The 22,533-nt window shown below is 66.8% G+C and carries 20 protein-coding genes; 8 read left to right on the top strand and 12 right to left on the bottom strand.

Going from position 1 to position 22,533, the window contains the following annotated elements; genetic code table 11:
* Nucleotides 1–30: 30 nt before the first annotated feature.
* Nucleotides 31–813 (bottom strand): hypothetical protein, encoded by a 783-nt coding sequence (locus P0086_RS21740; RefSeq protein WP_275789842.1) that lies wholly within the window; start codon nucleotides 811–813, stop codon nucleotides 31–33.
* Nucleotides 810–1,352: an RNA polymerase sigma factor gene (locus P0086_RS21745; RefSeq protein ID WP_148151720.1), complete on the bottom strand. Its 543-nt coding sequence runs from the start codon at nucleotides 1,350–1,352 to the stop codon at nucleotides 810–812. The genes P0086_RS21740 and P0086_RS21745 overlap by 4 nt, the downstream gene beginning before the upstream one ends.
* A 110-nt stretch (nucleotides 1,353–1,462) precedes the next feature.
* Between P0086_RS21745 and P0086_RS21750 the strand changes: the two genes are divergently transcribed.
* Complete coding sequence (locus tag P0086_RS21750) at nucleotides 1,463–2,878, top strand: S8 family serine peptidase (RefSeq protein ID WP_275789844.1); 1,416 nt, start codon at nucleotides 1,463–1,465, stop codon at nucleotides 2,876–2,878.
* A 111-nt stretch (nucleotides 2,879–2,989) separates the two neighbouring features.
* Here P0086_RS21750 and P0086_RS21755 read toward each other — a convergent pair whose 3' ends face one another.
* Together P0086_RS21755 and P0086_RS21760 are read right to left on the bottom strand one after the other, a co-directional pair.
* Nucleotides 2,990–6,184: a multidrug efflux RND transporter permease subunit gene (locus P0086_RS21755; RefSeq protein WP_275789846.1), complete on the bottom strand. Its 3,195-nt coding sequence runs from the start codon at nucleotides 6,182–6,184 to the stop codon at nucleotides 2,990–2,992.
* Nucleotides 6,185–6,187: 3 nt separating this feature from the next.
* Nucleotides 6,188–7,309: an efflux RND transporter periplasmic adaptor subunit gene (locus P0086_RS21760; protein WP_275789849.1), complete on the bottom strand. Its 1,122-nt coding sequence runs from the start codon at nucleotides 7,307–7,309 to the stop codon at nucleotides 6,188–6,190.
* A gap of 230 nt (nucleotides 7,310–7,539) precedes the next feature.
* On the opposite strand from P0086_RS21760, the gene P0086_RS21765 reads away from it, so the two are divergent.
* A complete protein-coding gene (locus P0086_RS21765; RefSeq protein ID WP_275790030.1) occupies nucleotides 7,540–7,896 on the top strand; it encodes a DUF454 family protein in 357 nt (118 codons plus the stop codon).
* A gap of 94 nt (nucleotides 7,897–7,990) precedes the next feature.
* Complete coding sequence (lhgO, locus tag P0086_RS21770) at nucleotides 7,991–9,178, top strand: L-2-hydroxyglutarate oxidase (protein ID WP_275789851.1); 1,188 nt, start codon at nucleotides 7,991–7,993, stop codon at nucleotides 9,176–9,178.
* Nucleotides 9,179–9,188: 10 nt separating this feature from the next.
* Here the strand turns inward: lhgO and P0086_RS21775 are convergent, their stop codons facing one another.
* Entirely contained in the window at nucleotides 9,189–11,138 is a 1,950-nt protein-coding gene (locus tag P0086_RS21775) for a pyrroloquinoline quinone-dependent dehydrogenase (RefSeq protein ID WP_275789853.1), read from the bottom strand.
* Nucleotides 11,139–11,167: 29 nt separating this feature from the next.
* Nucleotides 11,168–11,530, bottom strand: coding sequence for a hypothetical protein (locus P0086_RS21780; RefSeq protein ID WP_275789855.1), 363 nt, complete (start codon nucleotides 11,528–11,530; stop codon nucleotides 11,168–11,170).
* Between the two features lie 224 nt (nucleotides 11,531–11,754).
* Between P0086_RS21780 and P0086_RS21785 the strand changes: the two genes are divergently transcribed.
* The gene (locus P0086_RS21785; protein WP_112612001.1) at nucleotides 11,755–12,903 is read left to right on the top strand and encodes a calcium:proton antiporter; all 1,149 of its coding nucleotides are present in this window, start codon (nucleotides 11,755–11,757) and stop codon (nucleotides 12,901–12,903) included.
* 51 nt (nucleotides 12,904–12,954) lie between these two features.
* On the top strand, nucleotides 12,955–13,545 hold the full coding sequence (locus P0086_RS21790) for a DedA family protein (protein ID WP_112611963.1): 591 nt from the start codon (nucleotides 12,955–12,957) through the stop codon (nucleotides 13,543–13,545).
* A 27-nt stretch (nucleotides 13,546–13,572) separates the two neighbouring features.
* Here the strand turns inward: P0086_RS21790 and P0086_RS21795 are convergent, their stop codons facing one another.
* The 4 genes from P0086_RS21795 to P0086_RS21810 form a co-directional block, all read right to left on the bottom strand.
* Nucleotides 13,573–14,433 (bottom strand): shikimate dehydrogenase, encoded by an 861-nt coding sequence (locus P0086_RS21795; RefSeq protein WP_275789858.1) that lies wholly within the window; start codon nucleotides 14,431–14,433, stop codon nucleotides 13,573–13,575.
* A 63-nt stretch (nucleotides 14,434–14,496) separates the two neighbouring features.
* Complete coding sequence (locus P0086_RS21800; RefSeq protein ID WP_112599526.1) at nucleotides 14,497–15,513, bottom strand: TRAP transporter substrate-binding protein; 1,017 nt, start codon at nucleotides 15,511–15,513, stop codon at nucleotides 14,497–14,499.
* Nucleotides 15,514–15,588: 75 nt separating this feature from the next.
* On the bottom strand, nucleotides 15,589–16,869 hold the full coding sequence (locus tag P0086_RS21805) for a TRAP transporter large permease subunit (protein WP_112599525.1): 1,281 nt from the start codon (nucleotides 16,867–16,869) through the stop codon (nucleotides 15,589–15,591).
* Between the two features lie 10 nt (nucleotides 16,870–16,879).
* Nucleotides 16,880–17,440 (bottom strand): TRAP transporter small permease, encoded by a 561-nt coding sequence (locus tag P0086_RS21810; RefSeq protein ID WP_112599524.1) that lies wholly within the window; start codon nucleotides 17,438–17,440, stop codon nucleotides 16,880–16,882.
* A gap of 270 nt (nucleotides 17,441–17,710) precedes the next feature.
* On the opposite strand from P0086_RS21810, the gene P0086_RS21815 reads away from it, so the two are divergent.
* Complete coding sequence (locus tag P0086_RS21815; protein ID WP_112611961.1) at nucleotides 17,711–18,358, top strand: TetR/AcrR family transcriptional regulator; 648 nt, start codon at nucleotides 17,711–17,713, stop codon at nucleotides 18,356–18,358.
* Nucleotides 18,359–18,427: 69 nt separating this feature from the next.
* On the opposite strand, the gene P0086_RS21820 is transcribed toward P0086_RS21815, so the two are convergent.
* Nucleotides 18,428–19,426: an ABC transporter permease gene (locus tag P0086_RS21820; protein WP_112599522.1), complete on the bottom strand. Its 999-nt coding sequence runs from the start codon at nucleotides 19,424–19,426 to the stop codon at nucleotides 18,428–18,430.
* Between the two features lie 39 nt (nucleotides 19,427–19,465).
* Entirely contained in the window at nucleotides 19,466–20,209 is a 744-nt protein-coding gene (locus P0086_RS21825) for an ATP-binding cassette domain-containing protein (RefSeq protein WP_275790033.1), read from the bottom strand.
* A gap of 239 nt (nucleotides 20,210–20,448) precedes the next feature.
* Here P0086_RS21825 and P0086_RS21830 point away from each other — a divergent pair, with 239 nt between their 5' ends.
* Nucleotides 20,449–21,429 (top strand): NAD(P)-dependent oxidoreductase, encoded by a 981-nt coding sequence (locus tag P0086_RS21830; protein WP_275789866.1) that lies wholly within the window; start codon nucleotides 20,449–20,451, stop codon nucleotides 21,427–21,429.
* A gap of 49 nt (nucleotides 21,430–21,478) precedes the next feature.
* The gene (locus P0086_RS21835) at nucleotides 21,479–22,471 is read left to right on the top strand and encodes a sugar-binding protein (RefSeq protein WP_112599519.1); all 993 of its coding nucleotides are present in this window, start codon (nucleotides 21,479–21,481) and stop codon (nucleotides 22,469–22,471) included.
* The last annotated feature ends 62 nt before the right edge of the window (nucleotides 22,472–22,533 follow it).

Below are 22,533 nucleotides of genomic sequence, written 5' to 3' on the forward strand. Positions count from 1 at the left end.
TTCATCGAGAAGAACGGAGGCGTGTCCGGCCTATTCCCCCTGCCCGGAAATATTTCCGCCGCCGCCGGCAAGGGCCGCGCGCTCCTCGTCGGCAGAAAGCGGCGCGCCCGCATGGATCGACGCCAGAAAGGCGTCGACCGTCTCCTGGGACGAGGCCGGCACGTAGCCGTCGGCCGGCTGCGGCGACGTCAGCGCAAGCCGCGGCAGCCATTCGCCGTCCCGCCGGCAGGCGATCGTGAGCGTGCTGTTCTCCCGGTCGTTCAGCTGATATTCGCGGCAGAGCGCGCCGCGCTCGTCGCGAAACGTCGAAATCACATGCAGCACGCTGCCGGTGCCAAGCGGGACGTCCTGTCCGGATGACTGGCTGTCGAGCGCCGCGGCAAGGTTCACGTCCGATGTCGAGCCGGCGTCGTCCGTGCTGCGGCCGATCGCAAAGCCGGCCACGCCGGCGACAACGGCGACGAGGCCGGCGGCGACGCGCATGAACCATCGCTGCGGCTCCGGCCGCCTGCGTTGCGGCTGCAGGGCCACCACGTTGTCGGGCGAGCCGGACCGGACATCCAGGCCGGCCTCCCTTTCGGCACGCTCGATCATGCGACCCACCGATTCCACGAGATGCGGTGGAACCGCGTCGTTGATCAGCGGCTTCAGCGCATCGGCGACGGTGCGGCGGCTGTCGAGGAAGATCGCCAGGCGGGCCGCCAGGGCCTCATCCGAAGCAAGCGCCGTCTCCAGTCTCTCGCTCGTCGCCGGGTCCAGCTCGCCATCGGCGAACGCCATCAGCGTCTCGTCGTCGAATTCCTCTCGCGTCATACAAGGCCGCCTTTCGTACCGGACGAACGTTCGTCGCCGGCTTCTATTCCCGTCAGCCGGGCGAGATTCTTCCGGGCCCGGGCAAGCCGGCTCATGACGGTGCCGATCGGGATCGACAGCACGTCGGCCGTCTCGCGGTAGCTGAGGTCCTCAACGCACACCAGGACGAGGACTTCCCGCTGTTCCTCCGGCAGCTTCATCAGCGCCGCCGTCACCTCGAGAAGATCCAGCCGCGCATGCGATACGGCCTGCCCGTCCGGCCCGGGAATATCGCCGGCCTCGTCCAGGTCCTGGTGCGGCCCCGCCGTCTTTGCGCGCCTGAGGTGATCGATCCAGAGGTTGCGCAGGATCCGGAACATCCAGGCATCGAAGCGGCTGTCGGGGGCAAAGCTGTCGGCCGAACGGATCGCCCGTTCGCAGGCCGCCTGGACCAGATCGTCGGCAAGCTCGGGCGAACGGCAAAGCGAGATCGCGAACCGCCTCAGATTGGGCAGGAAAGCGACCAGCCTCTGCGGCACTGTACGCGTGTCGTCAATCATGCGAAACCTTTGGCATGGTGGGGAATAACATGTCGAGTCAAACGTCTGGACAAGGATAGCCGCCCGACACGCGGGCGCCACACGGGTCCCTTCCGCCTAGGAGATTGAACGTGCTGCAGCTCCTCACATGCCATGCCAGGCTTTCGCTCATCCTCTGTCTCGGCCTTGCCGTCGTCGTTGCGACGCCGCCCCTTCAAGGGGCCGGTCTCGTCGCAGGCGCATCGGTTGCGATGGCCGATGACGACGACGGTGGCGACGACGACGGCGGAGATGATGACGGCGGCGGCCGGGGATCCGGCGGATACGGGCGCCGCGGCGGCGGCGATGGCGACGACGACGTGATCCGGCGCGCGAGCCCGTCGTTCCGGTGGCCCTGGCAACGCGCCAGGCGCGAAGCTGTGCGTCGCGCCCCGGTTCGCCGCGCGGCGGACGTTCCCTCCCGCGCATCCAACGAGATCGTCGCGATCGGGCTGGATGCGGCGTCGATTGCCGGCCTGGAGCAGGAGGGCTACGTCGTCGACAGTCGCACCGGGATCGCCCTGACCGGCAGCGAGATGGTCCGGCTGATCGTGCCGCGGGGTGTCTCGCTCGAAGCCGCCCGCCAGGCCGTCGCCGCCAGAAGTGCGTCGGCGTCGGTGGATTTCAACCACTTCTATCAGCCCCAGTCGCTGGCGAGCCCCCCATGCGCCGACTGCAGGCTGATGCGCGACATGGTGGGCTGGCCCGCGACCGGGGACGAAAGCACCGGCACCTGTCCGGCGCTGCCGCGCATCGGGCTCGTCGATACGGCGATCAACGCGGGCCATCCCGCCTTTGCCGACGGCCGGCTGCAGGTGCTGCGCCTCGACGACGAGGAGAGACCGAAATCCGGCGAGCAGCACGGAACGGCCGTCGCTGCACTTCTCGTCGGCGGTGCCGGCAGCCGCGTGCCCGGCCTCCTGCCGGCCTCGGAACTGGTCGCCGTCGATGCCTTCCAGCGGTTCCGCAAGGCGGCCGACATCGCCAATGTCTTCGATCTCGTCCGCGCTCTCGATCTTCTGCTCCAACGCGACATCAGGGTGATCAACCTCAGCCTGTCGGGACCGCCCAACCTGCTCCTGGAAAAGGCGGTTCAGGCAGCGATCGCGAAGGACGCAATCCTGGTGGCGGCCGCCGGCAACAAGGGGCCGAACGCCGAGCCCGTCTATCCGGCCGCCTATCCGGGCGTCATCGCCGTCACCGCCGTCGACAGCGCGCGGAAACCCTATCGCCGCGCCGTTCGCGGCGAGCACATCGACATCGCGGCACCGGGGGTCGGCGTCTGGACGGCGGCTTCGGTTTCAGGGGTGCGCCAGAAGAGCGGCACGTCCTTCGCGGCGCCGTTCGTGACCGCCGCGGCCGCTGTCCTGCTCGCCGCCAGGCCGGACCTGACACTGCCTGAGCTCGAGGCGGAACTTGCAAAGTCGGCGGAGGACATCGGCACGCCCGGAAAGGACGCGATTTATGGCTGGGGGCTGCTGAACGTCAGGACGCTCTGCAGCCGGTAGCGCCGCGGGTCATCTGTCTGGGGCGGGGCCAGTCACAACCGACCCCGACAGGATGGTCGCCGCTCGGCCCCTGCCATCACCTGACCACCGGCGCGAAGCGGACAGCTGCCGCTATTGTGCGGCCTGCTCGTGGTCGGCCGGGGCGGCCTCGTCTTTGACGTCCGCAGGTGCAGCCGGCGCGCCGCCGATGCCGATCAGGCGGTGGCCGCGCTCACGCAGCCACTGGAAGGTGACGTAGAGCGCCGGGATCAGGAAGATGCCGATCAGCGAGGCCGCCAGCATGCCGCCGGCGACGCCGGTGCCCACCGCCCTGCGGCTGAGCATGCCGGCGCCCGTCGCCGTCACCAGCGGGATCAGCCCGACGATGAAGGCGACGCTCGTCATCATCACCGCGCGGAAACGGGTGCGCGCGCCGTCGATCGCCGCATCGACGATCGTCTCGCCCCTCTCGCGGCGGAACTTCGCGAATTCGACGATCAGGATGGCGTTCTTCGAGGCGAGCGCGATCAGCACGACGAGGCCGATCTGCGCGTAGATGTCGAAGGAGAGCCCCGCGACGAGGATCGAGACGAGCGCGCCGACGACGCCGACCACGACCGACAGCAGCACCGGCACCGGGATCGTCCAGCTCTCGTAGAGCGCGACGAGGAAGAGGTAGGCGAACAGCACGGCGAGCGCCAGGATCACCGGCGTCTTGCCGGCCGCCTCCAGCTCCTGCAGCGCCGTTCCGGTCCACTCGAAGCTGTAGCCGGGCGGCAGCGTCGCCGCCGACACGGCCTCCATCGCCGCGATCGCCTGGCCCGAGGAGATACCAGGGGCCGGCTGGCCGTTCAGCGTGATCGAGCGGTAGTTGTTGTAGCGCACGATCGACTGCGGCCCGACGATGTAGTCGACGCTCGCGACCGAGGCCACCGGCACCATCTCGCCGGTGGCATTGCGCACGTGCAGCCGGTTGATGTCGTTCACCGTCCGCCGGTCGGCCTGGGAGGCCTGCATCGTCACCCGCCAGCTGCGGCCGTAAAGGTTGAAGTCGTTGATGTAGTAGGAGCCGAGCGTGCCCTGGAGCGTGGCGAACAGGTCGGAAACCGAGACGCCCAGCGCCTGCAGCCGGTCGCGGTCGAGATTGAGGTAAAGCTGCGGGGTCGATGCCGAATAGGTGGTGAAGGTCGGCCCCAGGAGCGGGTTCTGGTTGGCCGCGACGATCAGCCCGCCGGCGGTCGCCGCGAGTTCGGCGGGCGGCCGTCCCTGCAGGTCGAGCAGCTGGTACTCGAAGCCGGAACCGGTGCCGAGACCCATGATCGGCGGCAGGTTGAAGGCGAAGATCTGCGCCTCGCGGATCGATGCCCCCTTCATCATCGTGGTCTTCACCGCCGCGTCGACGGAGGCTGCGGCCGCCATCCGGTCGGCAAAGGGCTTCATGGTGACGACGGCAAAGCCGCTGTTCGACTTGGATAGCCCGTCGAGGAAGCTGTAGCCGGTGACGGTGATGACGTTGGCGACCCCCTCGATCTGCGACAGCATCCCCTCGACCCGCCGGACCACCGCATCGGTCCGGTTGAACGAGGCGCCTTCCGGCAGGCGGATCTCGGTGAAATAGGCGCCCTGGTCCTCGGCCGGAAGAAAGCCGGTCGGCACGATCCGGAACAGCCAGCCCGCCGAGGCGGCCGCGACCGCCAGAAGCACCAGCCCGATGATCACCCGCCGGGCGATGTGGCCCGCCACATAGGCGTAGCCGTCCCGCCCCTTGTCGATGCCGCGCGAGACATAGCCGAGGATGCCGCGCTTCGGCCCGTGGTGCGGCTTGAGCAGGATCGCGCACAGCGCCGGGCTGAGCGTCAGCGCGTTGATCGCCGAGAGCACCATCGACACGGACACGGCCACGGCGAACTGCTGGAACAGCTGGCCGCTGAGACCGGGGATGAAGGCCACGGGCACGAAGACCGAAAGCAGCACCAGCGTGATCGCCACGATCGCCCCGGTGATCTCGCCCATGGCCAGCCGCGCGGCCTCCGCCGCCTGCATGCCGGGGTTTTCCTCCATCACCCGCTCGACGTTCTCCACCACCACGATCGCATCGTCCACGACGATGCCGATCGCCAGCACCAGCGCCAGAAGCGAAACGGTGTTGAGCGAGAAGCCGAGCACCAGGATGACCGCGAAGGTGCCGATCAGCGCGACGGGCACGGCGATCAGCGGGATCAGTGCCGCCCGCCAGCTGCCGAGAAACAGGAAGACGACGATGATGACCAGCACGAAGGCCTCGATCAGCGTGTGCTCGACGTTTTCGACGCTCGCCTCGACGAACTGGCCGGTGTCGTAGGAGACGGAATAGGTGAGGCCTTCCGGGAAGTTGTGCGACAGCCGCTCCATGGCCGCATTGACGCCGCGCGCCGCCGCCAGCGCATTGGCGCCGGGGGCCTGGTAGGTGCCGATCATCGCCACCGGCCGGCCGTTGAAGCGGGCGGTGGAATCGGAGCTCGCAGCCCCGAGCTCCACATTGGCCACGTCGCGCACCCGCACGAACGAGCCGTCCGGCTCGGCGCGCAGCACGATGTCCATGAACTGCGAGGGATCGCTGAGCCGGCCCTGTGTCTGCAGGTTCAGCTGGAACAGCGGGTCGTCGGTCATCGGCTGGGCGCCGATGCGGCCGATCGCCGCCTGCACGTTCTGCGCCCTCAGCGCGGCAATGACGTCGCTCGGCGTCAGTTTCAGGCTCGTCATGCGGTCGACATTGAGGACGATCCGCATCGAATAGTCCTCGGCACCGAACAGCGAGGCATCGCCCACGCCCGGCACGCGCTTGATCGTGTCGAGCACGTTGATCGTCGCGTAGTTCGACAAAAACAGGTTGTCGAAGGTCTGGCCTTCCTCGCCATAGATGGTGATCACCTGCATCAGCGCCGAGGATTTCTTGCGCACGCTGACGCCGGACTGCTGCACCTCGGAGGGAAGGCCGGCTTCGGCCAGCGACACCCGGTTCTGCACGTTGACGGTGGCGATGTCGGGATCGGTGCCGACGGCAAAGGTGACGGTCAGGTTGTAGGAGCCGTCGGCGCCGCTGGTCGACTTCATGTAGATCATGTCGTCGACGCCGACGACCTTGCTCTCGATCGGCTGGGCCACCGTCGCCTCGACGACGTCGGCGCCCGCGCCGGAGTAGCTGGCCGAGACGCTGACCTGCGGCGGAACGATGTCGGGGAACTGCGCGACCGGCAGCTGCGTCAGCGCAATCAGGCCGGCGAGCGTCAGGACGATGGAAATGACCGCGGCGAAGCGCGGGCGATCGATGAAGATTTCCGAGATCATGGCTCAGCCACCCACAGCCGGCGCCGCATCCACCACCATCCCCGGCCGGACCTTGCCGATCCCCTCGGTAATGACCCTCTCGCCCTCCTTCAGCCCCGAGGCGACGACCGACTGGCCGCGCGAGGACCGCGACACGTCGATCCGGCGCAGCTCGACCTTGGAATCCGCGCCGACGACCATCACGAAGGCGCCCTGCTGGTCGCGCTGCACCGCCTCCTGCGGCACCGCCAGCACATCCTGCTGGTTGGACTGTTCGAGTTCGACGCGGACCAGGGTTCCGTCGAGCAGGAACCCGTCCGGATTGGGAAACTCCGCCCGCACCGTCACCGTATCGGTGCCCTGCGAGACGTTGCTGGAGACGAAGTTGAGCGCACCCTTGTCGGGATACTCGGTGCCGTTCGGCAGGATGATGCGGACATTGGCGCCGGCGCTGATCTGGCCGCTGCGCACCTGCTCGCGATAGGTCATGAACATCGAGGTCGCGACCGAGAACTCGGCATAGATCGGATCGAGCCGCGTCAGCGTCGTCAGCGCCCCGGTATCGGGTCCGACGAGCGCCCCCACATCGACGGTGGAAAGCCCGACGATGCCGTCGAAGGGCGCGGTGATCTTCGTATAGGACAGGTTCAGATCCGCCTGCGCCTTCGTGCCGTTCAGCCGGATGAGGTCGGCCTCGGCCTTCTTCACCTGCGCATTGGCGATATCGACCTGCGACTGCGCCACGGTGTTGCTGGCGAGCAGCCGGTTGGACCGATTCAGCTCGATGACGGCGAGATCGCGTTGCGCCTCGGCCGATTCGATGGAACCGGCGATCTCCTGCACGGCCGCCTGGTAGGAGCCGTCCTCGACCTCGTAGAGGACCGTTCCGGCCTTCACCTTCTGCCCTTCCGTGAAGTTCCTCTTTTCGAGGAACCCGGAGACCCGGGCCCGGATGTCGACCCTCTGGATCGCCACCAACCGCCCGGTCAGATCGACGCTCTCGCGCAGGTCCATGATCTTGGCCGGCACCACGACGACGGCCGGCGCCGGTGCGGATGCGGGCGCCTGTTGCGCCCGGGCGCCGGACGGTAGCGCACAGGAAAGACTGAGAAAAACGACGCCCGTGAGAACTCCCGGAATCCGCATGCGACACCCTCCTGCCCGACACGAAGACGTTCTTCCCGATACCTGGTGACAGACTAGTCACTGGCTTGCGACTTGGGAAGCCATGCATGTCATTGGCCACACGCATTGGCTTCATCGGCGCGAACGCCTCGCCATATGCGTCTTTCCTGCAACTGTCGGCTTTGCTGCAACCGTGGTATCAACGCCACGCCCGTCCCGGCCGCTACACGGAACCTTCGATGAAACAGCCCTTGCGCATCCTCTGCTTCTGCCTCGGCTGGCTCATGGTTGCCGTCGGCGTCGTCGGCATTTTCCTGCCGCTGCTGCCGACCACGCCCTTCCTGCTGCTGGCCGCCGGCCTCTTCGCCCGCTCCTCGCCGCGCTTCGAGACGTGGCTTCTCGCCCATCCCGTCTTCGGCGACCCGATCCGCCGCTGGCGCGAGAACGGTGCGATCAGCCCGCACGCCAAGGCGATGGCGGTCGCCATGATCGCGGCGAGCTTTGCCGTGTTCCTCTATGCCCGCGCGCCCGGCGGCTCCACCGCCGCGATCGTCGCCGCCTTCATGGCCCTGCCCGTCCTGTTCATCCTCACCCGCCCGAACGCCTGAGCGAAAGAGCGGGGATCGGCCAAAGGACGGCTCTCGCGCACCGCCGCGTTTCGGATATGCTGCCCTCGAAGACGGACCGGAGGTGGGGCGGGACATGCAGTACGACTATTGCGTCATCGGCGGCGGCATCGTCGGACTGGCAACGGCGATGCGGCTCCTGCAGCGCCATCCCGGCGCGAGCCTTCTTCTCCTGGAAAAGGAAGACGGCCTCGGCCGGCACCAGACCGGCCACAACAGCGGCGTCATCCACGCCGGCATCTACTATCCGCCCGGAAGCCTGAAGGCCGAGCTCTGCCGCAAGGGGGCGCAGGCGACCAAGGATTTCTGCGCCGAACACGGCATCCCCTTCGACGTCTGCGGCAAGCTCCTGGTCGCGACCAACCCGCTGGAAGTCAAGCGGATGGAGGCGCTGTTCGAGCGCTCGAAATCGAACGCGATCGATGTGAGGCAGGTCGGTGAGGGGGAACTGCGCGAGCGCGAGCCGAACATCACCGGTCTCGGCGCCCTGCTCGTGCCCTCGACCGGCATCGTCGGCTATGGCGAGGTCTGCCGTGCGATGGGCCGCGTCATCGCCAGTCTCGGCGGCGAACTGCGCCTCGGCATCCGCGTCACCGCCATTTCCGAGGCCGTCGACGCCGTCACGATCGCAGCGGAAGGCTCGAGCTGGCAGGCGCGGAAGCTCGTCGTCTGCGCCGGCCTCCAGTCGGACCGGCTGGCTCGCATGGCCGGCCTGCCGATCGATCACCGCATCGTCCCCTTCCGCGGCGAATACTACCGTCTGCCGCCGGAAAAGAACGGCATCGTCCGCCACCTCATCTATCCGATCCCCGATCCGGACCTGCCCTTCCTCGGCATCCACCTGACCCGCATGATCGACGGCAGCGTCACCGTCGGCCCGAACGCCGTCATCGGCTTTGCCCGGGAGGGCTATCCGCCGCTCTCCGTCACGGCGCGCGACGTCGTCGACTACGCGCTCTTTCCGGGCTTCTGGAAGACGGTGCTGAAGAACCGGAAATCGGCGCTCGCGGAAATGCGCAATTCGCTGTGGAAGCGCGGCTATCTGGAGGAATGCCGCAAGTACTGCCCGGGCCTTTCGCTCTCCGACCTGCTGCCGCACACGGCCGGCATCCGCGCGCAGGCGGTGCGGCGCGACGGCACGCTGGTGCACGACTTCCTGTTTGCCGGCACGGACCGGATGCTGCACGTCTGCAACGCCCCCTCGCCGGCCGCGACCTCCGCCATCCCGATCGCCGACATGATCGTCGACAAGCTGGCAGCCTGAGGCGTGTCGCTCAGTCCGGCAGGGTGAAGGCGACGATCTGGTCGCTGACCTTCGGCGTCAGGATCGAGTTGCCGCCCGCCGCCCAGACGACGTACTGCTTGCCCTTGTATTCGTAGACCGCCGGCAGCGCGACGGCCGGCGCATCCACCAGGGCCTTCCAGAGCACCTTTCCGGTCCTGATATCCAGCGCACGCACGCGTGAATCCATCGAGGCGCCGATGAAGATCAGGCCGCTGGCGGTAACGACGGGACCGCCGATGGTGATCGAGCCCCAGGATTCGGGCATGTAGAAGCCGAAACGCTGCACCTGGCCGAAGGGCACGTCCCAGAGCTGTTCGCCCGTCTTCAGGTCATAGGCGGCAATCGAGCCGTAGGGCGGCTTCCAGCAGGGCATGCCGAGCGGGTTGAGGAAGGTCAGAAGCTGGATGCCGTAGGGGGCGCCGCTCATCGGAAAGAAGCCGCCGGTCTCCAGGCCCGCCTTCGCCGCGGCATCGTAGTCGGAGCGCGGGATCAGCCTGTAGATCTGGACGGCGCTCGAATAGTTGACGACGAAGATCCCGCTTCGCGGATCGACCGCCCCGCCGCCCCACTCGACGCCGCCGATGGTGCCGGGATAGACGATCGACCCTTCCAGGCTCGGCGGGGTGAACCGCCCGTCGTCGCGCAGCCTGGCCGCAGTGCGGCTGCAATAGCCGAGGCTGACGGTGTCTGCGAGCGCCGAGACGCCCGGCCAGGTGTCGGCGACCACCGCCTCGGGCAGCGCGACGTAGGGCTGGGTCGGCGCGGCCTTCTCGCCGGGGATCGTCGAGGCCGGCACGGCACGCTCCTCGATCGGATAGACGGGCTCCCCCGTCTCCCGGTTGAGGACATAGAGGAAGCCCTGCTTGGAGGTTTGCACGAGCACCGGGATCGTCCGCCCGTCCATATCGATGTCGACGAGCGTCGGCGCGGAGTTGGTGTCGAGGTCCCAGAGGTCGTGATGGACGAGCTGGCGGGTCCAGACCACCTCGCCCGTCTCCGCCCTCAGCGCCGTCACCGAGGTTGCGAGCGGAACCGGCTCCAGCCGGTTGCCGCCGAAGAAATTGGGGCTCGGCGAGCTGACCGGTAGGTAGAGCAGCCCCCGCTCGGTGTCCACCGACATGCTGGCCCAGACGTTGCCGGTGCCGCTCTGCGCCGCCGCCACCGGATCCAGCGTATGGAAGGTCCAGCGCAGGGCGCCGGTGCGGGCGTCGAGCGCGAAGACGGTGCCGGGCGGCGCCTGCGCCTCGGCCCAGTCCTTGCCCGCCCAGCCGACGAACAGGAGATCGCCATAGACCGTCGGCGGCTGCAGGATCGACAGCGGCCACTTGGCGTTCTCGACGTTCCACTGGTCGATGTCGACGATGCCGCCGTTGCCGAAATCGGTGCAGGCCTTGCCGGTGTCGGCGTCGACCGCGTGCAGCTTGGCGTCCATCGTGCCGATGTAGACGCGCTTCTGGCACGGCTGGTCCGCGACCGGCAACGCCGCCTGCCAGTAGGCGACGCCGCGGTTCTTCAGGTCGGGCTGCGTCAGCGCCTCCAGCACCGCCTTGCTCTCATAGGTCCATTTCACCCGGCCCGTGTCCGGCTCGAGCGCGAAGATGCGGTAGAACGGCGTGCCGAGGTAGAGCGTATCGTTGACGAAGAGCGGCGTCGCCGACCACACCGTCGGCGGCGTGGCGGCATCGGCCGCCGCGCTGTCGGGACGGATGTGGAAGCCGCCGGACGGCGGCCCGCCGGAGGAGACGTCGCCGGTGTGAACCTGCCAGGCCATCCTGAGGCTGCCGACGTTCTCCGGCGTGATTTGCGTCAGCGGCGAATATTTCTGCGCGCCGAGATCGCCGTTGAAGGTGGACCAGGTGCCCTCCTGCGCCCGCGCCACGCCTCCGGCGCCAGCGACAAGAGCGGCCGAAAGGACGATCATGCGTAGAAGCGGTCTCATGCGCGCCACCGGATTGGAACGTCGGGAACTCATGCGGAAGAGGATTGTCCGCGGATTGCGAACATCGCCAGCCAGCCGAGCAGGCAGACCGCCATCGCGATCAGCAGCGGCAGCGTATCGAGGAGATAGGCGGCAAAGCCGGTGCCCAGCACGCCGACGAGGCATCCGGCGACGAGAAACCATCGCAGCCCCCGTCCGCCCTTGCCGGCCGCCAGGACCAGCGCCGCAAGCAGGATGACGGCCGACGACGCGACGACCAGAAGCGCCCCGGCCGTACCCGTCACGCTGCTGTCGGGCTCGAGCAGGTTCGTCGGCATGATGTAGTTGTAGAGCGCGATCGCGAGCCCCGCCGCAGATCCGATCGCGACCAGTCCTGCCCCCGCACGCGCCATAAGCTTCCCCCAAAGCCCGATCTATGCGGAAAATTACCACAGTCCCCGCTGGCGAGCCACCCCTCCACCGTGTATCCCTTTGGTGAGGCAATCGCGCCGCGAAGGTCGACCGCCGGAGCACGACGCACCGCAGCCGGACGTTGACCGCGCCGGATGCCCTCAGCAGAATGACCAGCAACCCTTTCGCCAAGGACCGGCTTTTCATCATGACCGATCCCGACACCATGGACCCGGTCGGCACCGGCCACAGCAGGAAGAGGCCGGAGATTTCCGGCCTTGTCCGCAAGGAACGCACCCTGCCGTTGGCGGCATTGACCATGCTCGCCTTCGTGGCCTACGGCGACCGCCTGTCCTCCGGGCTCGCCTCCCCGCTCGTGCTTGTCGTGATCTTCGCCTGGCTGTTCGGCGTCATCCTGACGGCCGCGCTTGCGGTCGTCCGCCATGCCGACGAACTGGCCGAGCGCATGGGCGAGCCCTATGGCACGCTCATCCTGACTCTGACGATCACCGCGATCGAGGTCGTCGCCATTTCCGCCGTCATGTTCCACGGCGACAACAATCCGACCCTCGTCCGCGACACGCTGTTTGCCGTCATCATGATCATCCTGAACGGCATGGTCGGCCTGTCGCTGCTCTTGGGGGCCTGGCGCCGCCCGGAGCAGCGGCACAATCTGCAGGGCGCCAACGCCTATCTCGGCCTGATCGTGCCGCTGGCGACCCTGAGCCTGATCCTGCCGGAGTTCGAGCCAACGCCGTCCGGCCCGGCCATCTCCAGCGCGCACCAGACGGTGCTCGTCTTCATGTCGATCGGCCTCTATGGCGTGTTCCTAATGCTGCAGACCGGCCGGCACAGGCCCTATTTCACGAACCACCGCGCCCCGACGCACGCCCCCGCCGCCCGCGAACACCAGCCCTCCGGGCAGCCGCTGATCCTGCATGCCGCGCTGCTGTTCGCCTACATGGTGCCGGTCGTCTATCTGGTGGATCACCTGGCAAGGCCGATCGACTACGTCGTCGAGACCCTGCACGCGCCGATGGCGCTGGGCGGCGTCGTCATGGCCGTGCTCGTCGCCACGCCCGAGGCGATCAGCGCCGTGCGCGCGGCGATCGCCGACCACCTGCAACGCTCGGTCAACATCTTCCTCGGCTCCGTCCTTTCGACGATCGGGCTGACGGTTCCCGTCATGCTGGCGATCAGCCATCTCAGCGGTCATTCCATCGTGCTCGGCCTCGGCCGGACGGAGACGATCATGCTGGTGCTCACCCTCGCCGTCAGCATGATCACGTTTGCAAGCGGCCGCACCAACGTGATGCAGGGCTTCGTGCACCTGATGCTCTTCGTCACCTATCTGCTTCTGATCATCGAGGGATGACCGGGCGATGAGCGAGTTGCCGCACACGTTCTTCCAGCGGAGACCCGATCCGTGTCCATCGAAGTCCTGATCGAACGATACGGCGCGCTGGCCGTCTTTCTCGGCGCCGGCATTGAGGGCGAGACGGCCGTCATCCTCGGCGGCGTGCTGGCTCACCGCGCGCTGCTGTCGTTCTGGTCGGTCGCCCTCGCCGCCACGCTCGGATCCTTCCTTGCCGACCAGATCTTCTTCTTCGCCGGCCGCCACATGCGCTCGAACCGCTTCATCGGCCGCATGCTGGCCAAGCCCGCCGTGGCGTCAGTCCAGCACCTGCTGGAACGACATCCGACCGGCTTCGTCTTCGCCTTCCGCTTCATCTACGGCCTGCGCACGATCAGCCCGATCGCGATCGGCACGACGCAGATCCCGACGGCGAAGTTCATGCTTCTGAATGCCGTTGCCGCCGCTGTGTGGGGACCGCTGTTCACGGCGATCGGCTATTTCTTCGGCGAGGGCGTCGAGGCGCTGCTCGGCCGCCTGCCGCTGCCGCACCATCTCGCGGCGGCAGCCGTTCTGCCCTGCCTCGCGCTGCTTGCGCTCGCATTCGTCTTCCGCAAGCGCCTCGCAAGGCTCTTCGAGGGCGTCGTGGGCAGGCAGGCGTGACGGCGAGACGCCGTCGCACCGGCACCGTCAGGACGTCATAGACCGGAAATGCGCGAGCATCCGCTCCGCGCTGGGTTCCAGCCCGGTGAAGAGCTGAAACGCCCCGACGGCCTGGAAGACGGCCATGCCGCCGCCGTCGAGAGTCCGGCAGCCACGCTGCCGCGCCGCCTGCAGCAGCGCCGTCTGCAGCGGAAAATAGACGATCTCGGCAACCCAGTGCCGCGCTTCGAGCAGGGCGGCGTCCAGCGGCAGGCCGGGATATTTCGCCATGCCGGTGGGCGTCGCATGCACCAGCCCGCTCGCAGCCTTCATCGACGCCGCGAGATCGGAGCCGGCCTCGATCCGGGCGGCGGGGAAGAGGGCCGCCATGGCGGTGACCAGTTCCTCCGCCCGCTCCTGCTCGCGATCGAACACGGCCAGGCGACGCGCGCCCATCGAAAGGATGGCATAGGCGGTCGCGACGCCGGCGCCGCCGGCTCCGAGCTGGACGACGGTGCTGAGATCGGCGTCCGGCAGGCCGCGGCGGAAGCTCTCCGCAAAGCCCCACCAGTCGGTGTTGTGGCCGAAGCGTCGCCCGTTCTTCAGCACGACCGTGTTGACGGCGCGCAGGGCGCGCGCCTCGCCCGACAATTCGTCGAGAAAGGGGATCACCGCCTGCTTGCAGGGGTGGGTGATGTTGAGGCCCGAGAGCCCGCGGGCCTCCGCATCGGCAAGCAGCTTCGGCAGGTCGGCGCTCGAGGCGCCGATCTCGTTCAGGTCGATCAGCTCGTATTCGTAGGAAAGGCCCTGCGCGGCCCCTTCCCGCATGTGCATCGCAGGCGTCAGCGACGCCTGGATCCCGGCGCCTATCAGGCCCGCCCTGATCGGTTTCAGCAGTGTTTCGGCCATTGGGATGCCTTCGTCGAAAAAAAAGGAGCCGGCCCGCGGTCCGCCTTCGGGCCGGCAGCGGCCTCAGTTGCCGCGAACGGTTTGCAGTTCCTTGAACAGTGCGGCGACGGTGTCGGGACCGATCTCGGCGCTGAACTTGTCGATCAGCGGCTTCACCGCGTCGCGCAGCTTCTGCGTCTCCTCCGGCGACAGCTCGTCGACCTGCATGCCGGTGGCCTTGATATCGGCGATGGCCTTGGCGTCGAACTCGCGCGAGACCTTGCGCTGGTAGTCGCGCGCCTCCGCCGCAGCCGCCTGGAACACCGCCTTCTCCTCGTCGTTCAGCCCGTCCCAGAACTTCTTGCTGATGAGCACGATCTGCGGATTGTACTGATGCCGCGTCACCGTCATGAATTTCTGCACTTCATAGAACTTGGCATTGAGGATGTTGGCGGCCGGGTTTTCCTGGCCGTCCACCGTCCCGGTCTCCAGCGCGGTGTAGAGCTCGGTATAGGGCAGCGGCACGGCATTGGCGCCGAGCGCGTTGAACAGCTCGATCGGGATCGGCGACTGGATCGTGCGGATCTTCAGGCCCTTGATGTCCTCCAGCTTGGTCACGGCATGGCGGTTGTTGGTGAGGTTGCGGAAGCCCAGCTCCCAGTAACCGAGGCCGACGAGGCCGGTATCGGGCAGAAGCTCCATCAGGCTCGTGCCGAAGGCGCCGTCCATCACCTTGTCGGCTTCCTCGCCGCTGTCGAACAGGAACGGCAGGTCGACCGCGCCGAACTGCTTGACGTTGCTGGCCAGGATGCCTGCGTTCAGCACCGTCATCTCGATCACGCCGCCCTGCAGCGCCGACACGGTCTGGACGTCGCCGCCGAGCACGCCGCCCGGGAACAGCTTGACCTCGATCTTGCCGCCGCTCTTCTCGCTGATCAGTTCGGCGAACTTCTCCATGCCGGTGACCTGCGGATGCCCCTTGTTGTTGGCCGAGGCGAACTTCAGCTGGTGTTCGCGGATCTCGGCTGCCGCCGGCGAACCGGCAAGGATCGCGATCGGCAAGGCAACCCCGAGCGCGACTTTCATCAACCTGTTGAACATGCTTTCCTCCCATGTATGGCCCAGCGCCCCGCTGGTGCCGGTTGAATGTCCGTTTGCGACGGACGCGACCATTCCCTAGCGGCCGAACCACGCAGCCGGCACAGTCACCAGCTGCGGGAACAGGACGAGCAGGAAAAGGACGATGAGTTCGGCGATCAGGAAGGGCATGACACCCTTCATCAGCTGTTCCATCCTCAGCTTCGACACGCCGCAGATGACGTTGAGCACGGTGCCGACCGGCGGGGTGATCAGCCCGATCGCGTTGTTGATGATGAAGAGAACGCCGAAATAGACCGGGTCGATGCCCGCCTGCTTGACGATCGGCATCAGCACCGGCGTCATGATCAGGATGGTCGGCGTCATGTCCATGGCGGTGCCGACGGCGACCACCAGCACCATGATGGCGAACAGCAGCAGCGTCTGGTTGTCCATCAGCGGCTCGAGCAGGCCGGCAAGCTCGCCGGGAACGTCCGCAACCGTGATCAGCCAGGCAGATACCGCCGCACAGGCGACGAGGAACATCACGACCGCGGTGATCTTGGCGGCCGACACGAAGACCTCGAAGAGCTTCGACGGCGGCAGTTCGCGATAGATCACCATCGACACGAACAGCGAATAGACGGCGGCCACGACACCGGCTTCGGTCGGCGTGAAGACGCCGAATTTCAGCCCGACGATGATGATCAGCGGCAGGAGCAGCGCCCAGATGCTCTCGACGAAGGCCTTCCAGCGGACCGCAGCACTCTGCCGCGGCGGCAGCTGGAACTGCTCCTTGCGCGACACGAGCAGCCAGGTGATGCAGAGCGATGCCGCGATCAGGAGGCCCGGAAAGATGCCGGCGAGGAAGAGCTTGGTGATCGAGACGCCGCCGACGACACCGTAGAGGATGAAGCCGATCGACGGCGGAATGATCGGCGCGATGATCGAGGCGGAGGCCAGCAGGCCACCGGCGCGCGCCGGGTCGTGGCCGGACTTCATCATCATCGGCAGAAGCAGCGCGCCGAGCGCGGCCGCGTCCGCCACGGCCGAACCCGACAGGCTCGCCATGACGCAGGCGGCGAAGATCGCGACGAAGCCGAGGCCGCCGCGGATATGGCCGACCATGACCATCGCCAGGTTGACGATCCGGCGCGACAGGCCGCCGACATTCATCACCTCGCCCGCCAGCATGAAGAAGGGAACGGCCATCAGCGGGAAGCTGTCCGCGCCGTTCAGCACGTTCTGCGCGACGATCTGCGCGTCGAACAGGCCGAGATACATCATCAGCGCGACGCCGCTGATGATCAGGGCGAAGGCGATCGGAACGCCGAGCGCCATGGGTCCGAGAAGGGCACCGAGAAAGATCGTTACAGTCATCGCGCCCTCCTCAGTGCTTCATCACGGGGTTGGAGAGTTCGGGCGCCGCGTGGGCGGCATGCACCTCGTCCTCGCTCTCGTGGACCAGGCCGCCGGCCTGCACGTCCAGCCGCCCGGTGACGATCGCGAACATGTCCCAGAGCACGATCAGCGCGGCCGGGATGCCGAATGCGAGGCCCGCGCCGTAGAAGAGCCCCATGGAGATGCCGGTGGCGGGCGCGGAGACGTGCCAGTTGATCAGCGTCTGCGTCCAGCTGCCGCTGATCATCAGCCAGGTCGCCCACAGCACCAGCGCCTGCCCGATCAGCGCCGCGAGCCTGGCTGTCGCCTGCGGCAGCCGTGCGAGCAGCGCATCCATGCCGAGATGGGCATGCTCGCGCATCGCCACGACCGCGCCGAGGAACGTCAGCCACACGAAGCACATGCGCGAAAGCTCTTCGGAGAAGGTGATGCCGGTGTTGAAGGCGTAGCGCAGCACCACGTTGCCGAAGACGAGGACGACCATCGTCAACAGCAGAAGCGCGATCGCCGCCTTCAGCAGGAAAAAACAGAATTCGATTGTCTTGGCCATGATTCCTCCCAGGCGTATCGCGTTTCGTGACCGTCACCGAACCGAAGTCCGCGACGCTCCCGAGAATGCACCCGCGCCGGCCGCTCCTCCAACCGTTCATGCGCTTTGTCAAAAATGTACGAACTAGTTCGGAAGTCAAGCGAGAAGTCTTGAAACGACGCCTCAGGCTCAATAGAAATTGGGGAAGGATCGGGAAGAGAGTCTCGTCCGGGCGGAAGGGAACGGCGAAAAAAGCCTTCCCGAACAAGACACTGGGGGAACGAAGGCGAAATGGCTCCGCGATCCGAGAACGGCAGGAAAAACGATCCGCAGCGAACGCAGGAAGACATCCTGATCGTCGCCACCGAAGAATTCGCCACCCACGGCCTGGCGGGAGCACGGGTCGACGCCATCGCCGAGCGCACCCGCACCTCCAAGCGCATGATCTACTATTATTTCGGCAGCAAGGAGGGCCTGTATCTCTCGGTGCTCGAGCGCTCCTACCGCAAGATCCGCACGCTCGAGGCCGACCTGCGCCTGTCGAACCTCGAGCCGGAGGAGGCGCTCAGGACGCTGATCTCCACCACCTTCGAGCACGACGAGGCCAATCCGGACTTCGTCCGCCTCGTCAGCATCGAGAACATCCACCACGCCGCGCACATGCTGCGCTCCGAGGCGATCCGCGACCTGAACGTCTCCGTCATCGAGACCATCGCCGGCATCCTGGAGCGGGGCTATGCCAAGGGGGTTTTCCGCCGGAAAGCCGACGCGATCGACGTGCACATGCTGATCAGCGCCTTCTGCTTCTTCCGCGTGTCCAACCGCTACACCTTCGGCACGATCTTCCGGCGCGATCTCTCCGAACCGCAGACGATGGCGCGGCACAAGGGCATGATCGCCGACGCGGTCATCAGCTATCTCAGGGATCCGCAGGGCTGACCGACTGCCGCAGTCGGGGCGGCTGCAGAACGCGGATCGGGCAGTCCAGGGCCGGCGAACCCGCCGCGCCTACTCGCTTTGGCGGAAATTGCGGATCCGGTCGAACAGGACGGCGAGGATGGTGGCGCCGCCGATGAAGGTGCCCTGCCAGAAGGCATTGATGCCGAGCAGGCCGAGGCTGTTGCGGATCACCTCGATCAGCGCGGCCCCGACCAGCGCGCCGAACGCCGTCCCCACCCCGCCCGCAAGGTTCGCCCCGCCGATGACCGCCGCCGCGATCACCTGCAGTTCCATCCCTGCGCCGATATTGGTGGTGACCGCGCCGAGCCAGCCGGTCTGGATGATGCCGGCGACGCCTGCCGACAGCGCCGAGATCATGTAGACGATCACCTTGATCCGCTTGACCGGCACGCCCGTCAGGGTCGCGGCGTGCTCGTTTCCGCCGATGGCGAACAGGTAGCGCCCGAACCGCGTCCAGCGCAGCACGAAGCCGGTCAGAAGCGCCAGCACGATCATGTAGAGCACCGGATTGGCGATGCCGAACAGCCAGGCGCCGCCGCCGAGCGCCAGCAGCTTGTCGTGGTCGGGGCCGAACTGGAAGACGACGGTGTTGTTCGAGGCCACCATCGCAAGGCTGCGCGCCACCGACAGCATGCCGAGCGTCACCACAAAGGGTGGAAAGCCGATATAGGCGATCAGCACCCCGTTGAACGCGCCGATGACGAGCGCCGTTGCGATCGATGCCGCAATCCCGACCTCGATGCTGTAGCCCGCATTCATCACGACGGCGAGGATCATGCTGCACAGACACAGCACCGAGCCGACCGACAGATCGATCCCGCCGGTGATGATCACCAGCGTCATGCCGAGCGCGATGATGGCGACGAAGGTGACGTTGCGGGTGATGTTGTAGAGGTTCCGCGACGTCGCGAAGGCATCGGTGGCGAAGGAAAGGAAGATGCAGGCGAGAATGACCGCGACCAGCACCCAGAACGTCTGGTGCCCGAGGATGGACGCCCACAGGGTCTTCTGCTTCTGCTCGATGGTCTGATCAAGCGTGACGGCCATCCTCGACCTCGTTTCCTCTGCCTGCGGCACAATGGTTCATCATACCATCTCGATGGCGCCGGTGATGAGCCCGGTCACCTCTTCCGGCGAACTGCTCGAAATCGGCTTGTCCGCCACCTTCCGCCCGCGCCGCATCACCACGACGCGGTCTGCGACCGAGAAGACGTCCGGCATGCGGTGGCTGATCAGGATGACGGCGATGCCCCGGTCGCGCAGGTGCCGGATGTGGTTGAGCACTTCGGCGACCTGGCGCACGGAGATCGCCGCGGTCGGCTCGTCCATCAGCACGATCTGTGCCTTCGACAGCATCGTCCTGGCGATCGCCACCGCCTGGCGCTGCCCGCCCGACATCTGCCGCACGAGGTCGCGCGGCCGCGTCTCCGATTTCAGCTCGCGGAACAGCGCGCCCGCATGCTGGTACATCGAGCGGTAGTCGAGAATGCTGATGGGACCGACGCCGCGCCGCAGTTCGCGGCCCAGGAAGACGTTCGCCGCCGCCGTCAGGTTGTCGCAGAGCGCAAGGTCCTGGTGGACGATCTCGATGCCGTGCCGGCGCGCATCCAGCGGCTTGTGCAGGATGATCTCCTGCCCGTTCAGCGCGATCGCCCCGCTGCTCGGCCGGAAATTTCCGGCGATCATCTTCACCAGCGTCGACTTGCCGGCGCCGTTGTCGCCCATGAGCCCGAGCACCTCGCCCGCCTGAAGCGAGAACGACACGTCGTTGACGGCCTGGATGGCCCCGAAATGCTTGGAAATGTTGGTGAGCTCGAGTACGGCCACCAGCGGACTTCCTCCCGGAAACGACGGCTCGCAGGCCGCCCGGCGGCATGGCGCTCCGGACGGGCCGACGATTTCGCTTCCTGTGTTCCTCCCCGGAAGCGATCGGCATATTTACGCAAACGCTGGCAAAACCGTCAATGACGTACGTCGCGCAGCATCCGCTGCCGCGGAATTTATTATAGTATGACAAATACGAGTTGACGCCCGAAGCCAGCGGATATTAGCTGTAGGTGGAGGAGAGCATGCTGATCCTTGTGACCGGTCCCACGGGCAAGGTCGGGCAGCAATTCATCGCGGACCTGCTCGACGCGCCGCGTTTTTCAGAAGCGCGCATCCGCGCGCTCTGCCATAACCGTTTGCTTGAAGAAACCGGACGCCTCGCCGTCGTGCGCGGCTCGATCGCCGATCGCGGGACGGTTGCGGCGGCGATGGACGGCGTCACCCATGTCGTGCACCTCGCCACCTGCAAGGAAACGCCAGAGGACGTGATGGATGTCACCGTCCGCGGCCTGTTCTGGCTGCTCGAGGCCTTCCGCACCAGCCCCACCGCACGGCAGTTCATCCTGATCGGCGGCGACGCCGCCGTCGGCCACTACTTCTACCGCCACGACGATCCGATCACCGAGCAGACGCCGCACCAGGCCTATCCCGGCTGCTACGCGCTTTCCAAGGTTCTGGAAGAGGTGATGCTGCAGCAGTTCGTCATCCAGTACGGCATCAACGCCTGCTGCCTGCGCGCGCCCTGGATCATGGCGAAGGACGATTTCCGATACTCCCTCTCCTTCGGCGACGACAATTTCGGCGGCCCGGACTGGAAGACCCTGGTGCCGCCGGCCGATGCGGAACGCTACGCCCGCGACGGCACGGTGCCGCTCCTGCGCGATGCCGACGGCCGCCCGCTGAAGCGCAACTTCGTCCACGTGGAGGATCTGGCCGCGGCCATGCTGGCTGCGATCGACAATCCGCAGACCTCCGGCGAACTCTTCAACATCTGCATGGACCGGCCGGTCGACTATGGCGAGGTGGTCGCCTACCTCGCCCGCACGCGCGGCCTTGCCCATGTCGACATTCCGAGCGCCTACCACTCCAACTGGATGGACAACAGCAAGGCGAAGTCCCTGCTGGACTGGCGCCCGCGCTACGATCTCGAAATGCTCATTGACTCGGCCTGGCAGTACGAGCGCTCGATGAACGACCCTCGCATCGTCTGGTACCCGGGTTGATCGCCTGGCGGGCGCGACACGCCCGCTCTGTTCAACGGGAGGAAAACAGATGAGGAAAGCATTGTTGCTTGCAGTCGCGGCGCTGGCCCTCGCAGCCAGTCAAGCCGGGGCACAGGAGAAGAAGCAGCTCGTGATTGTCGTGAAGGGGCTCGACAATCCGTTCTTCGAGGCGATCAACCAGGGTTGCCAGAAGTGGAACAAGGAGAACGCCAGCTCCGAATACGAGTGCTTCTACACCGGGCCCGCGTCGACCTCCGACGAGGCCGGCGAGGCGCAGATCGTCCAGGACATGCTCGGCAAGGCGAGCACCGTCGCGATCGCGATCTCCCCGTCGAATGCCAAGCTGATCGCCCAGACGATCAAGACCGCCAATCCGAGCGTCCCCGTCATGACGCTTGACGCCGACCTTGCCGCCGAGGATTCGGCGCTTCGCAAGACCTATCTCGGCACCGACAACTACCTGATGGGCTACCGGATCGGCGAATACATCAAGAAGGGCAAGCCGAACGGCGGCAAGATCTGCACGATCGAGGGCAACCCCGGCGCCGACAACATCCTGCGGAGAGCGCAGGGCATGCGCGACGCGCTGACCGGCCAGAAGGGGCTTGCCGAACTGAAGGGAGAAGGCGGCTGGACGGAAGTCGCCGGCTGCCCGGTCTTCACCAATGACGACGGCGCCAAGGGCGTGCAGGCGATGACCGACATCCTCGCCGCCAACCCCGACCTCGACGCCTTCGGCATCATGGGCGGCTGGCCGCTGTTCGGCGCCCCGCAGCCCTATCGCGACCTGTTCAAGCCGATGGCCGAGAAGATCGCCAGCAACGAGTTCGTCATCGGCGCGGCCGACACGATCGGCGAGGAAGTGGCGATCGCCAAGGAAGGCCTCGTCACCGCGCTCGTCGGCCAGCGGCCGTTCGAGATGGGCTACAAGGCGCCGGCCGTGATGATCGACCTGATCTCGGGCAAAGCGGTCGAGGATCCGGTCTTCACCGGCCTCGACGAATGCACCAAGGACACCGCCGACACCTGCATCCAGAAATAGCAGGGCCTCGGGGCGTCGCCATCGCGGCGCCCCGATCTTCGGGCTTGCCCTCGGCGCGTTTT

The organism is Mycoplana sp. MJR14 (genome assembly GCF_029210525.1).
Taxonomy (GTDB): Bacteria; Pseudomonadota; Alphaproteobacteria; order Rhizobiales; family Rhizobiaceae; genus Mycoplana.